The following is a 14,121-nucleotide window of genomic DNA, read 5'->3' as shown; positions in this document are numbered from 1 at the left end:
TGGTTCCGAAGCAGGCTTGGGCTGAGAGCCCGGCCCTCGGCATCAGCACAGCGATGAGCCAGGCCCGTCGGACAGGCGGGCCGTTGGCTTTTTGGGACACCTGGTCATGAGCAGTTCGAACCGCACCGACCATATCCGCCTCACCTCCCATCCGGAGCCGGGCGGAAAGCCGGTCTTCCCGATTCACTGGGGAGCCGCGGATGCGCGTGCGCGCGGGCCGATCATCGGCACGGTGTCGCGGCCGCAGGATCGCAATGTGATCGGCAGCCATGGCGGCTCCTATGCGGTGTACCGCGCGCTCGCGGTCTCCGCCGGCGCGCTCGATCCCATCCGTCGTCCTGATCTCACCAACACCTTTCCGGCCGCGACCATCGGGCCATTCCCGCAGTGGAGTGAGCCGTCGCGCATCGTCGCGCTCGATCCCTGGGGCCATCTGGTCGCCGAGAATTTCCGCACCGAGATCGCCGAGGGCACGGACATCCGGCCGAGCATCGCCGTGACGCGGGCGCGGCTCGACTTGCCGGAAATCCGCGACGCGATGGCGGCGAAGCGGCTGAAGCCGGATGGCACGGTCGTGCATGCCAATGGCAGCGTCTCGGTGGTGAAGATCGCGATCGATCCGGTCTGGTATCTGCCCGGTGTCGCCCAGCGCTTCGGCACCAGCGAGACCAAGCTGCGACGCACGCTGTTCGAGCAGACCGCCGGCATGTTCCCCGAACTCGTGACACGGCCGGACATGCAGGTGTTCCTGCCGCCGATCGGCGGCACCACGGTCTATCTGTTCGGCGACGTCGCCAAGCTGCCGGACCATCGCACCAGGATCACCTGCCGCGTGCATGATGAATGCAACGGCTCCGACGTGTTCGGCTCCGACATCTGCACCTGCCGTCCCTACCTCATTCATGGCATCGAGGAATGCGCGCGAGGCGCGCAGGAGGGCGGGCTCGGCCTCGTCGTCTACAATCGCAAGGAAGGCCGCGCGCTCGGCGAGGTTACGAAATTCCTGGTCTACAACGCGCGCAAGCGCCAGGAGGACGGCGACGCGGCGGCCGCCTATTTCGAGCGTACCGAATGCGTTGCCGGCGTCCAGGACGCGCGCTTCCAGCAATTGATGCCGGATGTAATCCACTGGCTCGGCTTGAAGCGGATCGATCGCTTCCTGTCGATGAGCGACATGAAATATGACGCGCTGACCGGGCAGGGCATCGACATTGTCGAGCGCGTGCCGCTCCCGCTGGAATTGATCCCGGCCGACGCCCATGTCGAAATCGCCGCCAAGAAGGCGGCCGGCTATTTCTCGACCGAGGTGCCGGCGGCAAAGGATCTGACGGATACGGTCGGCCGCTCGCTCGAGAAGTATTGATCCCGTGAGCGTGCCGGCGGCGGCTACACAGCATCAGGCGCTTGCGCTTCTCTCGGCAGAAGCGGTTCGTGAACGCGCGGGCAGGATGCTCGACATCGGTCTGCGCGGCGGCCTTGCGCATTTCACCATCGATCTCGACCGCATGGATGCCGTTGCGGACGCCGTGCTTGCGGTGACGCGCAAAGCCTATTCGACACTGGATATTCCGTTTCATGCGCGCTGGCGGCATTTTGTCATCGGCGGGGCTGATCGTTGGGCCGTGAAGGCGGAAGCCGCATCGTGGCCCGATCGCGCAGCTCGGGCCCGCGCCGAGTTCGATCTCGCCATTGTCAGCGTGCTCCTGGATGCGGGCGCCGGCCCCACCTGGCGCTACCGCGATGACGTGACGGGACAGAGCATCGGCCGTTCAGAAGGGTTGGCGCTCGCAAGCCTCGACATGTTTGCAAGCGGGGCTTTCTCAGCTGAGGCGCGCGATCCGTTCCGGGTCGATGCCGATGTGATCGCGAGCTTGCCGCTTGCGCGTTTGCAAGCCGGCTTTCAGGTCACCGACGCCAATCCGATGGTTGGCCTCGCTGGTCGCGCCGATCTGCTGCGGCGTCTCGGTCGGCTGCTGGCTGCGCGGCCCGATGTATTTGCGTTGGCCGACCGGCCGCGGCCTGGCGGCCTGTTCGACCGTCTCGCGGCGCACGCGAGGAAGGGCGTCATCGCAGCGCCCGCCATTCTCGCGGAAGTTCTGCAACAACTCGGCCCGATCTGGCCGTCGCGGCTTTCGCTTGCCGGCATTCCGCTCGGGGATTGCTGGCGGCATCCGGCCCTCAAAATGGGCGATGCGACCGACGGCCTCGTGCCGTTGCACAAGCTTTCGCAATGGCTGAGCTACTCGCTGATCGAGCCGCTGCAACGCGCGGGCCTTGAGGTCACTGACATCGACGGCCTGACCGGCCTCGCCGAATATCGCAATGGGGGCCTCTTCGTGGACCTTGACGTGCTGCGCCTGCGTGACCCTGAGGATAAAGAGCGCGCGCATGAAGTCGACTCGACGCTGGTTGTCGAGTGGCGCGCGCTGACGGTCGCCCTGCTGGATTTGCTGGCGACGCGCATTCGCACGCGGCTCGATCGCAGTGCCGAGGAGTTGCCGCTCGCAAGCATTCTCGAAGGCGGCACCTGGGCCGCGGGCCGCGCCGCCGCCTTCGCACGTCGCGCCGACGGCGCGCCACCGCTGAAGGTCATCAGCGACGGCACTGTGTTTTAGGCCGCCCAAAATTCCCCTTGACTAACGCATAACTGGATAGTTATACGTTTATCTATAACCAACAGGTTATGGATTTCGATGCCGAACACCCACGACGTGCTGTTTCGGACGCTAGCCGATCCGACACGGCGCGCCATCTTCGAGCAATTATGCCGCGAAGGCGAGCAGACGGTCGGGGCTCTCACGGCCCGCGCCGGCGTTTCGCAGCCAGCGGTGTCGAAGCATCTCGGTGTGCTCAAGCAGGCCGGGCTTGTACGCGATCGTCACGAAGGCCGACAGACGCACTACAGCGCGCAGCTCAATGCTCTCGCCCCGCTGCTCGATTGGACTAGCCAAATCGCCGGTTTCTGGGAGCGCCGGTTCGATCACCTCGAAGATCTGCTGAGAAGGATGGATCAATGAGTCAATCTGCGACTGAAACACGTTCCGTCATCGTCGAACGCGAGATGCCGTTTCCACCGGAGAAAATCTGGCGCGCACTGACGCAACCGCATTTGATCGAGGAGTGGCTGATGAAGAGCGACTTCAAGCCGGTCGTAAACCATCAATTCAGCTTTCGCGCCGATTGGGGCTCCGTCGATTGCAAGATCCTGGAAATCGAGCCGGACAAGACGCTGTCTTACACCTGGGACGCCTATGGACTCGAAAGCGTGGTGACCTGGACTCTGACCCCGACCAGCACGGGGACCCATTTGCGCATGGAGCAGTCGGGCTTCCGCCCCGATCAGCAGCAGGCCTATCAGGGTGCCAGGTTCGGATGGCAGAAGTTCTTCGCAAACCTGGAGCAGGTTCTGACGCGGGCGGATTGATGCCGGCACGTTCAAACCCGACCAGGCCCAATCACACGATATCGCCGATACAGAATGGAGCACGGATCAAGTCATGAACGGTGTCACCACCCGTCTTGTTTGCCGCTGGATTCATATCGTCTGCAGCATACCGATCATCGGCTATGTCTACAGTCCGCTTGAGGTGATACCCAACTACGCTCCTCCGACGCGATTTGTCTTCCTTCCCGTGATGATCCTGTCGGGGCTCTGGATGTGGAAGGGGCACCTATTGGGGCGCCTCGTTACCAAGAGACTGGCCTAAAGCGCGATGAGATTTGGTTGAACCGTCATCGCGCTTTAGGTCTTTGATTGAGCATGATCTTTTCGGAAAACCGCTACACACTTTTCCGGATCATGCTTTAGCTGCTAAAGCGTTTGTCTGCGGGGATCTCCAGGGGGGCATTGCCTCCCTGCGCCAGCCATTCTTGAATGGACGCCTGAGTCGCGCGACAACCAGATCGACCAACAGTGTCGAGCGGGGGCTTCATGCAAGGCGTTACCATCGTCGATCATCCATTGGTGCAGCACAAGCTGTCGCTGATCCGGGACAAATCGATTTCGACCAAGTCATTCCGCGAACTCCTCAAGGAAATCGGGATGCTCCTGTGCTACGAGGTGACGCGCGATCTACCGCTCACCGAGGTCGAGGTCGAGACGCCGCTGGCACGCATGCAGTCGGCCAGGATTGCCGGCAAGAAGCTGGTGTTCGTGCCGGTGCTGCGGGCAGGGGCGACCTTTGTCGACGGCATGATGGACTTGGTGCCGACCGCGCGCGTCGCGCATATCGGCCTCTATCGCGAGCCCGTCAGCTTTGCCGCGGTGGAGTATTTCTTCAAATCGCCGTCCGATCTCGGTGAGCGGCTTGCGATCGTGGTGACACCTGTGGTGGCGACTGCCAACACGTCGGTCGCCGCGATCGACCGGCTGAAGGAGCGCGGCGCAAAGGATATCCGCCTTGTCTGCCTGATCGCTGCGCCTGAGGGCCTCGAACGCGTTCGCGGGCTGCATCCCGACGTGCCGGTCTGGACCGCGGCGATTGACGAAGGGCTCGATGAGAACGGCTTCATTCTTCCCGGCCTCGGCGATGCCGGTGACCGCGCCTACGGCACGCGATAGGGCATTGGAGCCCCGAACTGCTGAGCTATTGCTCACGGCTTGGGCATATGATCCTATCAGCGGATGATATCAGCCCGTTCCAAACCCGATCTGGTGATCTTCGACTGCGACGGCGTTCTCGTGGACAGCGAGGTGCTGAGCTGTCAGTGCTTGTCGGAGGTGCTCGGTGAGCGCGGCATTTCGCTCAGCGAAGATGAGGCAGTCGAGTTGTTTCTCGGCCGCAGCACGGCTGCTTTGCGGAGCTATTACAGGGATGACCGTCGCTTCGTTCCTGAAACCTTCTTGGCTGAGCTGAAGTCTCGCGTGCTGCAGCGCTTCAGTGAGCAACTAAAGCCTATTCCGGGAATCGAAGCCTTGGTGTCGCGTCTGGAGTCACCATCCTGTGTCGCGTCGTCCAGCGATCTCGACCGGGTCTCGCAATCGCTCGCCTTGACCGGCCTAGCACCCCTGTTCGGCGAGCGGCTCTACACGGCGCAGATGGTTGAACGAGGCAAGCCGGCGCCGGATCTCTTTCTCTATGCTGCGGCGCAGATGCGTGCAGCGCCGGAACTGACCCTTGTCATAGAGGACAGCGTCAGTGGCGTCACCGCGGCGAAGGCTGCCGGCATGGCCGTATGGGGCTTCGTCGGTGGCAGTCACTATCGCGCACGCGACGGACGCGCCATGCTATATGAAGCGGGCGCCGACCGGGTGTTTGAGCGGATGGCCGACTTCTGGAACGAAGGATAGCGCGTTTTCATGGCCGCGCCCGACAATGAGAAATCCCGGCTGGACGACGCGGCGCGCGCTGGCTGGCTCTATTTCATTGCCGGCCACACCCAGGACGAGATCGCCAAAATGCTGCAGGTCTCGCGCGCTTCCGCGCAGCGGCTGGTGTCATTGTGCCTCGCCGAGCGGCTCATCACCTTTCGCCTCGAGCATCCTATTGCAGCCTGCATGGAGCTTGCAGCGACCCTCAAAAGCCGCTTCGATCTCATGCATTGCGAGGTGGTTCCGTCCGATCCAGCGTCGCCGAATGCGGCGGCCGGTATTGCGGAGCGTTGCGCCAATCTGCTCGATCTGACCCTGCGCTCGGAAACGCCTGTGATTGTCGCGCTGGGCACGGGACGCGCGGTGCGCGCGGCCGTCGAACGTGTCATGCCGATCGAGCGGCCCAACCATCAGATCGTGTCGCTGGTCGGCAACATCTCGGCGGATGGCTCGGCCAGTTTCTTCGATACCGTGGGACGCCTCGCTGACCGAACCGGGGCGCGCCACTATCCCATGCCGCTGCCCTTTCTCATGTCGTCGGAAGACGAGCGCAACCGCATGGTTCGGATCGAGCCGATTGCCAAGGTGAAGGCGATTGCCGCGAAGGCCGATCTGCGCCTGGTCGGCATCGGCCAAATGGACCAGAAGGCACAGGTCCATGTCGACGGCTTCGTCACCCGCGAAGAGCTGTTCGAGATGATGAGGCTTGGCGCGGTCGGAGAAGTGACCGGCTGGGCCTATGACGCCAAGGGTCGCCTCATCAAGGGTGGAACCAACAAGCGCCTCACCAGCATTCCGCCGCAAATGCCGGCGCAGACCACGACGATTGCCGCCGCGCTCGGCCAGGCCAAGGTGCCGGCGATCCGCGCGGCACTCGCCGGGCGCCTGGTCAACGGTCTCATCACCGACGAGGCGACGGCGCGTGCCGTGCTGGATCGCTAGATCCCTACGCTTCTGCAGCATAGAGGAATTTCGTCTCGGGCCTGCCCGACGCCGGACGTGTTCGCGCTCGGCTTGACAACCCCGGACGTCGGTGTGAACATACGCCCAACGCGTGGGCATATGCTCAAACGCGACCATGGGAGGTTACCGTGAAAAACGTCCTTGGCGCCCTCCTGGGCGCAGCTGCGCTTTTGTCTTCGGCCCCCTCGCTCGCTGAGACCACCCTGACCATCGCCACCGTCAACAACGGCGACATGATCCGGATGCAGGGGCTGACCAGCGAGTTCACCGCGAAAAATCCCGATATCGTCGTCAAATGGGTGACGCTCGAGGAGAACGTCCTGCGCCAGCGCGTCACAACCGACATCGCCACCAAGGGCGGGCAATTCGACGTGCTGACCATCGGCACCTATGAGGTGCCGATCTGGGCCAAGAAGAACTGGCTGGTGCCGCTCGATAATCTCGGCGCCGATTATGATGTCGCCGACCTCTTGCCCAAGATCAGGGACGCGGTGTCCGTCTCCGGCAAGCTCTATGCCGCACCGTTCTACGGCGAGAGCTCAATGACCATGTACCGGACCGACCTGTTCCAGAAGGCCGGGCTCACCATGCCCGACAAGCCGACCTGGGATTTCGTGATCTCGGCCGCCAAGAAGCTGACCGACAAGGAGGCTGGCGTCTATGGCATCTGCCTGCGCGGCAAGGCCGGCTGGGGCGAGAACATGGCGTTGCTGACCGCGATGGCCAATTCATATGGGGCGCGCTGGTTCGACGAGAAGTGGGAGCCGCAGTTCGACAAGCCCGAATGGAAGAAGACGCTTGCGACCTATGTCGACCTGATGAAGGAGGCCGGGCCTCCCGGTGCAAGCTCCAACGGCTTCAATGAGAACCTCGCGCTGTTCAATGCCGGCAAATGCGCGATGTGGATCGATGCCACGGTCGCCGCATCCTTCGTGACCAATCCGAAGGACTCCAGGGTCGCGGACAAGGTCGGCTTCGCGCTGGCGCCCAACACCGGCCTTGGCAAGAATGCCAACTGGCTCTGGGCCTGGAATCTGGCGATTCCCGCCGGCTCGAAGAAGGTCGAAGCGGCGGAAAAGTTCATCGCCTGGGCCACCAGCAAGGACTACACCAAGCTGGTTGCGTCCAAGGAGGGCTGGGCCAATGTGCCGCCGGGCACGCGCACCTCGCTCTACGAGAACCCTAACTATCTGAAGGTCGCGCCCTTCGCCAAGCCGACGCTCGCCTCGATCGACGCAGCCGATCCGAACAAGCCGACCGTGCAGCCGGTGCCGTATGTCGGCGTGCAATACGCGGCGATCCCCGAATTCCAGGGCATTGGCACCGCGGTCGGCCAGCAATTCTCGGCAGCGCTGTCCGGCTCGACCAGCGTGGATGCGGCACTTGCGGCGGCGCAATCCTCGACCGAACGGGAAATGAAGCGCGCCGGCTATATCAAATAGGCGCGCGATTCCAGCTCACTCTCCCGAGCCAAACCTCGCGGCCATCCTTCAAACTCTCCCGGGGTGGCCGCCCTTTCTTCGCATCCCTTGGAGGTGTGGATGGCCACCAGACAGACGCAATTGCTCGCGCGCACGCTGCTGACGCCTGCAGTCGCGCTGCTGTTCGTCTGGATGATCGTGCCGTTGGCGCTCACCATCTATTTTTCCACGCTGCACTACAATCTGCTTGACGGAGATACGCAGCAATTCGTCGGCCTCGAAAATTTCCGTTATTTTCTGACCGATCCCGCCTTCCTTGCGTCCTTGCAGAACACGCTTGTCCTGGTCGGCTCGGTGCTGGGACTGACCATTTTGCTCGGCATTCCGCTGGCGCTGTTGCTCGACCAGCCGGTCATCGGCCGCAGCTTCGTCCGGCTGATGGTGATCGCGCCGTTCTTCGTCATGCCGACGGTGAGCGCGCTGGTCTGGAAGAACTTGCTGATGCATCCGGTATCGGGCCTGTTCGCCTGGATCGCCAAATCGTTTGGCCTGACCCCGATCGACTGGTTCAATGACGCGCCGCTGTTTGCGATCATCCTGATCGTCACCTGGCAATGGCTGCCGTTCGCGACGCTGATCCTGCTCACCGCGCTGCAATCGCTTGACGAGGAGCAGAAGGAGGCGGCCGAGATGGACGGCGCGCGAGCGCTGTCGACCTTCGTCTACATCACTCTGCCGCACCTGGCTCGTCCCATCACCGTGGTGATCCTGATCGAGACCATCTTCCTGCTCACGGTGTTCGCCGAGATCTTCGTGACCACCGGCGGCGGCCCGGGACTGCAGACCACCAACATCGCCTTCCTGATCTACTCGCAGGCGCTCATCCAATATGACATTGGCAGCGCCTCCGCAGGCGGCCTCGTCGCCGTGGTCATCGCCAACATCGTGGCCTTCTTCCTGGTCAGGATCGTCGGCCGGAATCTGGAGGCGTAAGGCATGGCACGCATGGCAACCAACCGGCGTGTGGCGATCTCGACCGTCGGGGCCTGGCTCGCCGGCTTCCTCATCTTCTTCCCAATTCTCTGGATGGTGCTCACGAGCTTCAAGACCGAGCTCGAAGCCTTTGCGATTCCACCTTCTTTCCTGTTCTTCCACTGGACCACGGAAAACTATGCGACCGTCCAGGAGCGCAGCGATTACATCCATCACGCGCTCAATTCCATCATCATCGCCGGTGGCTCGACTCTGATCGCGCTTCTGATCGCGATCCCCGCAGCTTGGTCGATGGCCTTCTCACCGACCAAGCGCACCAAGGACGTGCTGCTCTGGATGCTCTCGACCAAGATGATGCCACCGGTCGGCGTGCTCGTCCCGATCTACCTGATCTGGCGCGATTTCGGCCTGCTCGATTCGCTGACCGGCCTCGTCATCATCCTTTGCCTCGGCAATCTGCCGATCGTGATCTGGATGCTCTTCACCTATTTCAAGGAAATTCCGAAGGACATCCTCGAAGCCGCCCGCATGGACGGTGCTACCATCGGCCGCGAGCTGATCTACGTGCTGACGCCCATGGCGATACCGGGGCTCGCATCGACGCTGCTGCTCAATCTGATCCTCGCCTGGAACGAGGCGTTCTGGACGCTCAACCTGTCGACGCTAAACGCCGCGCCGCTCACCGTTTTCATCGCCTCCTATTCGTCACCGGAAGGGTTGTTCTGGGCGAAGCTGTCGGCGGCTTCGACCTTGGCCATCGCTCCGATCCTCGTGCTTGGCTGGTTCAGTCAGCGGCAGCTCGTCCGCGGCCTGACCTTCGGTGCCGTGAAGTAGAAGGGCTTTCGATCCATGGGTCAGATCACGCTGCAGGATGTCCAGAAATCCTTCGGGCCGGTGCACATCATCAAGGGCGCCAATCTCGATATCTCCGACGGCTCCTTTGTCGTTTTCGTCGGTCCCTCCGGCTGCGGCAAGACAACACTGTTGCGGCTGATCGCGGGGCTTGAGGATGTTACCGGCGGCAGCATCCTGATCGACGGCAAGAATGTCGTCGACGTTCCGCCAGCCAAGCGCGGGCTGTCGATGGTGTTCCAGTCCTACGCGCTTTATCCGCATATGAGCGTGCGCGGCAACATCGCCTTCGGCCTGAAGATGGCGGGCCTGCCGAAGGCGGAGATCAACCGCAAGGTCGAAGCGGCGGCCGCCACCCTCAACCTCACGCCCTATCTCGACCGCAAGCCGCGCGAGCTGTCCGGCGGGCAGCGCCAGCGCGTTGCGATCGGCCGCGCCATCGTGCGTGAACCCAAGGCCTTCCTGTTCGACGAGCCGCTGTCCAATCTCGATGCCGCGCTGCGTGTGCAGATGCGACTGGAGGTGACGCGCCTTCAGAAGCAGCTCGCGACCACCGCGATCTACGTCACCCACGACCAGGTCGAGGCCATGACCATGGCGGACAAGATCGTCGTCCTCAATGCCGGCCGGATCGAGCAATATGGCACGCCGCTCGAGCTCTATGAGAAGCCTGCCAATTTGTTCGTCGCCGGCTTCATCGGCTCGCCCAAGATGAATTTTGTCAACGGCGCGGCCGCCGCGAAATATGGCGCGGCGACCATCGGCGTCCGTCCCGAGCATCTCAGAATCGCACGCGATGGCGAGGGCTGGCCGGGCAAGATTGCGGTGGCCGAGCATCTCGGCAGCGACACCTTTCTCTATGTCGATGCCGGAGCGCTCGGAACGCTCACCGCGCGCCATGTCGGCGAGCTCGACCTGAGCGCCGGCGATGACATCGTGCTGTCGCCGGATCCTTCGCGCATCCACCGCTTCGACAAGGATGGCAACGCGCTTCGTAGCTAGCAGGACAACAAAGATGTATCTTGAGAAATTCAAATTGCCCGGCAAGACCGCGATCGTGACCGGCGGCGGCCAGGGGATTGGGCTGGCCTGCGCCGAGGCGCTGGCGGAGGCCGGCGCGCGCGTCATCATCGCCGATCGGGATGCCGCGGTGGCGAAGACGGCGAGCGCCGAGCTGACCAACAAGGGCTACATCGTCGAGACGGCGCTGATGGACGTGACGGATTCCCGCCGCGTCTCCGAGGTCGCCGACGATCTCGTCGCGCGCTATGGCAAGGTCGACGTCCTCGTCAACAATGCCGGCATTGCGCGCAGCGAGACACCCGCCGAAACCGTGACCGACGAGCACTGGCTGAACGTGATCGACGTCAATCTCAACGGCACCTTCTGGTGCTGCCGCGCCTTCGGCAAGCACATGCTGGCGGCGAAGACGGGAACCATTGTCAATGTCGGCTCGATGTCGGGCTTCATCGTCAACAAGCCGCAGGAGCAGTGCTACTACAACGCCTCCAAGGCCGCGGTGCACCATCTGACCAAGTCGCTCGCCGCCGAATGGGGCGCGCGCGGTGTCCGGGTCAACGCGGTGGCGCCAACCTATATCGAGACGCCATTGAATGCCTTCGTGAAAAGCAATCCCCGCATGTACGACGCCTGGATCGGCGGGACGCCGATGGCCCGGCTCGGCCAGGTGGAGGAGATTGCCTCCGTGGTGTTGTTCCTTGCCTCCGATGCCGCGAGCCTGATGACGGGCAGCATCGTTGTTGTCGATGGCGGCTACACTTGCTGGTAAGCTCGCGTCAAAACTGACGGGAGCGACCATGCGCCAGGCCTTTATCGGCATCGATGTCGGCACGTCCAGCACGCGGGCAGGCATCTTCGACGAGCAGGGGAACCTGCTCGCAACGGCGCGGCATCCGATCCGGACATGGCAGGAGGCCGGGGACATTGTCGAGCAATCTTCAGCCGACATCTGGAACGCCTGCGCGTCGTCCGTCCGAGCTGCCATGGCGGAAGCTGCACTGTCGCCTGACACCGTCAAGGGCATCGGTTTCGACGCCACCTGTTCACTGGTCGTGCTCGACCCAAGCGGCGCGCCGCTCACGGTCAGCGCCTCCGGCGACAACGAGCGTGACGTCATCGTCTGGATGGACCATCGTGCTGTCCCCGAGGCGCGGCTGGTCAACGAGACGCAGGACGAGGTGCTGTGCTATGTCGGCGGCTCCATCTCGCCCGAGATGGAGATCCCGAAGCTGCTCTGGCTCAAGCGCCATCTGCGCCAAAGCTTCGACAATGCTGGACACTTCTTCGATCTCGCCGATTATCTCTCTTTCCGCGCAACGGGATCGCCGGCGCGCTCGACCTGCACGGTCACCTGCAAATGGAATTATCTCGCCCATGAGAAGCGCTGGAGCGCGCCGTATTTTCAGCGCGTCGGGCTGCAGGAGTTCGTCGCCGAGGACTACCGCCGCATCGGCACCGACATTGTCGCACCCGGTACGTCGCTCGGCTCGGGCCTGACCGAGCAGGCCGCGCGGGACTTCGGCTTGAATCCAGCAACGCCGGTCGGAGCTTCCCTGATCGACGCGCATGCCGGCGGGGTCGGTGCCATCGGTGGCCGGGATCCGTCGGGTGCGATGGTCGATGCCTGCGAGCGCCTGGCCTACATCATGGGAACGTCCGCCTGCATCATGGCGACCACGGCGGCGCCGTCTTTCGTCCCCGGGGTCTGGGGGCCCTATTATTCCGGCATGGTGCCCGGCTTCTGGCTGAACGAAGGCGGCCAGTCGGCGGCGGGCGCCGCGATTGATCATTTGATCCGCTCGCACCCCGGCCACGCCGAGGCAAGCCAGGCCGCGCGGCGCGACGGACTCGACATCATCGGCTTCCTGGAAAAACGCATCCTTGCGCGCGCCAAGAGTGCGAGCGAAGCCGCGCTCCTTGCGCGCGACCTGCACGTCCTGCCGGAATTCCTTGGCAACCGCTCGCCCTACGCCGATCCGGATTCGCGCGCCGTCATCGCCGGCCTCGATCTGGACGCCGACCTTGGCGCGATGGAGCGGCTGTTCCTCGCCGGGCTGTGCGGGCTCGCCTACGGCCTTGCGGATGTCATCGATGCCTTCAAGGCCCATGGTGTTCGGAGCAACATGATCGTGATCGGCGGCGGCGCCGGCCGCAGTCCGCTGGTGCGGCAGATCATGGCGGATACGACGGGGCTTGCGGTCGCGCTGCCGCAGACCCAGGAGCCGGTCCTGCTCGGGGCAGCCATGCTGGGCGCAGTCGCCGCGGGCGCCTTTGCCTCGCTCGGCGAGACCATGGCGGCGATGTCGGCGCTCGGCCGCCAGACCGAGCCGACCGCACCGGGCCTCGCCGCATTTCATCGCAAGAAGCGGGAGGTCTACGAACTCTTGCGTCAACTGGATCGCAGCAGTCGCGAGGCGATGCGCGGCTTCGATGTCAACCGCGCCTGAAAGGCGAAGAGCATGATCTTGAGTTGTGGCGACGCCTTGATCGACTTTGTCCCGGTGGCAGCGACGGATGGAGGCGAGGCGGTGCGGCCAATGGTCGGCGGCTCCTGCCTCAACGTCGCCGTCGGCCTCGCCAGGCTTGACGTTCCAACTGGCTTCGTTGGCGGGATCGCGAATGACCTGTTCGGCCGCATGATCGTGCAACACGCGCAGGCCTCCACAGTCGACCTCGGCTTCGCAACGCGCAGCGATGATCAAACCACGCTCGCCTTTGTCCGCATCATCGGCGGTGAGTCGCAATACGCCTTTTACGACGCCCAAACTGCCTCACGCGAATGGACCTATCGGCGCGGCAGCATCCCCTTTGCAACGATCGAGGCCGTTCACGTGGGATCGACCACGCTGGTCAACCAGAGCGGGGCCGCGGAGACTGCCGCGCTGATTGCGGATGCAAGGCGGACAAGCACGATATCCTTCGACCCGAATTGCAGGCCCAATCTGGTGAAGGACAAGGCGTCCTATCTCGATCGGATGCAGGCCTTCGCCGCGAGCGCCGATATTGTCAGGATGTCGGATGTCGATTTCAGCTACCTCTATGGCAACGACGCCTATGCGGCTCGCGCCGAAGCGCTGTTCGCCCAAGGTGCGACGCTGTTCGTCGTCACCCGCGGCACCGATGGCGCCGAGGCCTGGCACCGCAAGGCCGGCTTCATCAAGGCCGGGGCTCCAGCCATCAAGGTCGTCGATACGATCGGCGCCGGTGACAGTTTTCAGGCCGCGCTGCTCGCTGCGCTGCACCGGCAGAGCCGGATTGCCAAAGGCACACTTGAAGAAGCCACCGCCGACGAACTGCGCCGCGCGCTGACCTTTGCCTGCCGCTGCGCTGCGCTCACCTGCACGCGCATGGGCGCCGACCCGCCCCGCAGCGCCGAAATGGCCTGGACGACGTAAGGGTGGCGCGACACCGTCGGAAGGATGTCGGAGATCGCCTTCGCCATTGCATCGGCGGTGGGCGGTCGATCGCGCATGCAGTACGCGCGATCGGGGTGGCTTGACAGTCAGGGGCAGGATGAAAAAAAGGAACTCAATAGTCAAATAATATGACTAGTCGCGGCTT

General features: G+C 63.4%; 15 protein-coding genes. All 15 read left to right on the top strand.

The features are described from left to right. Nucleotides 1-106 precede the first annotated feature (106 nt). Nucleotides 107-1,363 (top strand): GTP cyclohydrolase II, encoded by a 1,257-nt coding sequence (locus A3AI_RS0101685; protein ID WP_024513906.1) that lies wholly within the window; start codon nt 107-109, stop codon nt 1,361-1,363. Nucleotides 1,364-1,373: 10 nt separating this feature from the next. Continuing rightward, nucleotides 1,374-2,615 carry a DUF1688 family protein gene (locus A3AI_RS0101680; RefSeq protein WP_036047358.1) on the top strand — a complete coding sequence of 414 codons (1,242 nt, stop codon included), beginning with the start codon at nt 1,374-1,376 and terminating at the stop codon, nt 2,613-2,615. Nucleotides 2,616-2,693: 78 nt separating this feature from the next. Next, entirely contained in the window at nt 2,694-3,017 is a 324-nt protein-coding gene (locus A3AI_RS45925; RefSeq protein ID WP_024513904.1) for an ArsR/SmtB family transcription factor, read from the top strand. Then, complete coding sequence (locus A3AI_RS0101670) at nt 3,014-3,424, top strand: SRPBCC family protein (protein ID WP_024513903.1); 411 nt, start codon at nt 3,014-3,016, stop codon at nt 3,422-3,424. The genes A3AI_RS45925 and A3AI_RS0101670 overlap by 4 nt, the downstream gene beginning before the upstream one ends. Before the next feature lie 73 nt (nt 3,425-3,497). Next, on the top strand, nt 3,498-3,707 hold the full coding sequence (locus tag A3AI_RS0101665) for a hypothetical protein (protein ID WP_024513902.1): 210 nt from the start codon (nt 3,498-3,500) through the stop codon (nt 3,705-3,707). A 224-nt stretch (nt 3,708-3,931) separates the two neighbouring features. Beyond that, on the top strand, nt 3,932-4,561 hold the full coding sequence (gene upp / locus A3AI_RS0101660; RefSeq protein WP_024513901.1) for a uracil phosphoribosyltransferase: 630 nt from the start codon (nt 3,932-3,934) through the stop codon (nt 4,559-4,561). 63 nt (nt 4,562-4,624) lie between these two features. Continuing rightward, entirely contained in the window at nt 4,625-5,290 is a 666-nt protein-coding gene (locus A3AI_RS0101655) for an HAD family hydrolase (RefSeq protein ID WP_024513900.1), read from the top strand. 9 nt (nt 5,291-5,299) lie between these two features. Then, on the top strand, nt 5,300-6,253 hold the full coding sequence (locus A3AI_RS0101650) for a sugar-binding transcriptional regulator (RefSeq protein ID WP_024513899.1): 954 nt from the start codon (nt 5,300-5,302) through the stop codon (nt 6,251-6,253). A gap of 149 nt (nt 6,254-6,402) precedes the next feature. Continuing rightward, entirely contained in the window at nt 6,403-7,716 is a 1,314-nt protein-coding gene (locus A3AI_RS0101645; protein WP_024513898.1) for an ABC transporter substrate-binding protein, read from the top strand. Nucleotides 7,717-7,815: 99 nt separating this feature from the next. Further along, a complete protein-coding gene (locus A3AI_RS0101640; RefSeq protein WP_024513897.1) occupies nt 7,816-8,688 on the top strand; it encodes a carbohydrate ABC transporter permease in 873 nt (290 codons plus the stop codon). A 3-nt stretch (nt 8,689-8,691) separates the two neighbouring features. Further along, a complete protein-coding gene (locus A3AI_RS0101635; protein ID WP_024513896.1) occupies nt 8,692-9,522 on the top strand; it encodes a carbohydrate ABC transporter permease in 831 nt (276 codons plus the stop codon). A 15-nt stretch (nt 9,523-9,537) separates the two neighbouring features. Continuing rightward, a complete protein-coding gene (locus A3AI_RS0101630) occupies nt 9,538-10,542 on the top strand; it encodes an ABC transporter ATP-binding protein (RefSeq protein WP_024513895.1) in 1,005 nt (334 codons plus the stop codon). Between the two features lie 13 nt (nt 10,543-10,555). Continuing rightward, nucleotides 10,556-11,329 (top strand): SDR family NAD(P)-dependent oxidoreductase, encoded by a 774-nt coding sequence (locus A3AI_RS0101625; protein ID WP_024513894.1) that lies wholly within the window; start codon nt 10,556-10,558, stop codon nt 11,327-11,329. Nucleotides 11,330-11,357: 28 nt separating this feature from the next. Further along, nucleotides 11,358-13,007: an FGGY-family carbohydrate kinase gene (locus A3AI_RS0101620; RefSeq protein WP_024513893.1), complete on the top strand. Its 1,650-nt coding sequence runs from the start codon at nt 11,358-11,360 to the stop codon at nt 13,005-13,007. 12 nt (nt 13,008-13,019) lie between these two features. Beyond that, the gene (locus A3AI_RS0101615; protein WP_024513892.1) at nt 13,020-13,955 is read left to right on the top strand and encodes a carbohydrate kinase family protein; all 936 of its coding nucleotides are present in this window, start codon (nt 13,020-13,022) and stop codon (nt 13,953-13,955) included. The last annotated feature ends 166 nt before the right edge of the window (nt 13,956-14,121 follow it).

The sequence above is a fragment of the Bradyrhizobium sp. Tv2a-2 genome, from assembly GCF_000472425.1.
GTDB lineage: Bacteria > Pseudomonadota > Alphaproteobacteria > Rhizobiales > Xanthobacteraceae > Bradyrhizobium.
This window is presented reverse-complemented; position numbering and strand designations above follow the sequence as displayed.

Bases quoted from the DNA above. Each gene is read 5' to 3' on its own strand.
- A3AI_RS0101620 (WP_024513893.1), top strand. From the start codon at position 11,358: ATGCGCCAGGCCTTTATCGGCATCGATGTCGGCACGTCCAGCACGCGG.
- A3AI_RS0101650 (WP_024513899.1), top strand. From the start codon at position 5,300: ATGGCCGCGCCCGACAATGAGAAATCCCGGCTGGACGACGCGGCGCGC.
- A3AI_RS0101635 (WP_024513896.1), top strand. From the start codon at position 8,692: ATGGCACGCATGGCAACCAACCGGCGTGTGGCGATCTCGACCGTCGGG.
- A3AI_RS0101685 (WP_024513906.1), top strand. From the start codon at position 107: ATGAGCAGTTCGAACCGCACCGACCATATCCGCCTCACCTCCCATCCG.
- A3AI_RS45925 (WP_024513904.1), top strand. From the start codon at position 2,694: ATGCCGAACACCCACGACGTGCTGTTTCGGACGCTAGCCGATCCGACA.
- A3AI_RS0101670 (WP_024513903.1), top strand. From the start codon at position 3,014: ATGAGTCAATCTGCGACTGAAACACGTTCCGTCATCGTCGAACGCGAG.
- A3AI_RS0101665 (WP_024513902.1), top strand. From the start codon at position 3,498: ATGAACGGTGTCACCACCCGTCTTGTTTGCCGCTGGATTCATATCGTC.
- A3AI_RS0101630 (WP_024513895.1), top strand. From the start codon at position 9,538: ATGGGTCAGATCACGCTGCAGGATGTCCAGAAATCCTTCGGGCCGGTG.
- A3AI_RS0101615 (WP_024513892.1), top strand. From the start codon at position 13,020: ATGATCTTGAGTTGTGGCGACGCCTTGATCGACTTTGTCCCGGTGGCA.
- A3AI_RS0101655 (WP_024513900.1), top strand. From the start codon at position 4,625: ATGATATCAGCCCGTTCCAAACCCGATCTGGTGATCTTCGACTGCGAC.
- upp (WP_024513901.1), top strand. From the start codon at position 3,932: ATGCAAGGCGTTACCATCGTCGATCATCCATTGGTGCAGCACAAGCTG.
- A3AI_RS0101640 (WP_024513897.1), top strand. From the start codon at position 7,816: ATGGCCACCAGACAGACGCAATTGCTCGCGCGCACGCTGCTGACGCCT.
- A3AI_RS0101625 (WP_024513894.1), top strand. From the start codon at position 10,556: ATGTATCTTGAGAAATTCAAATTGCCCGGCAAGACCGCGATCGTGACC.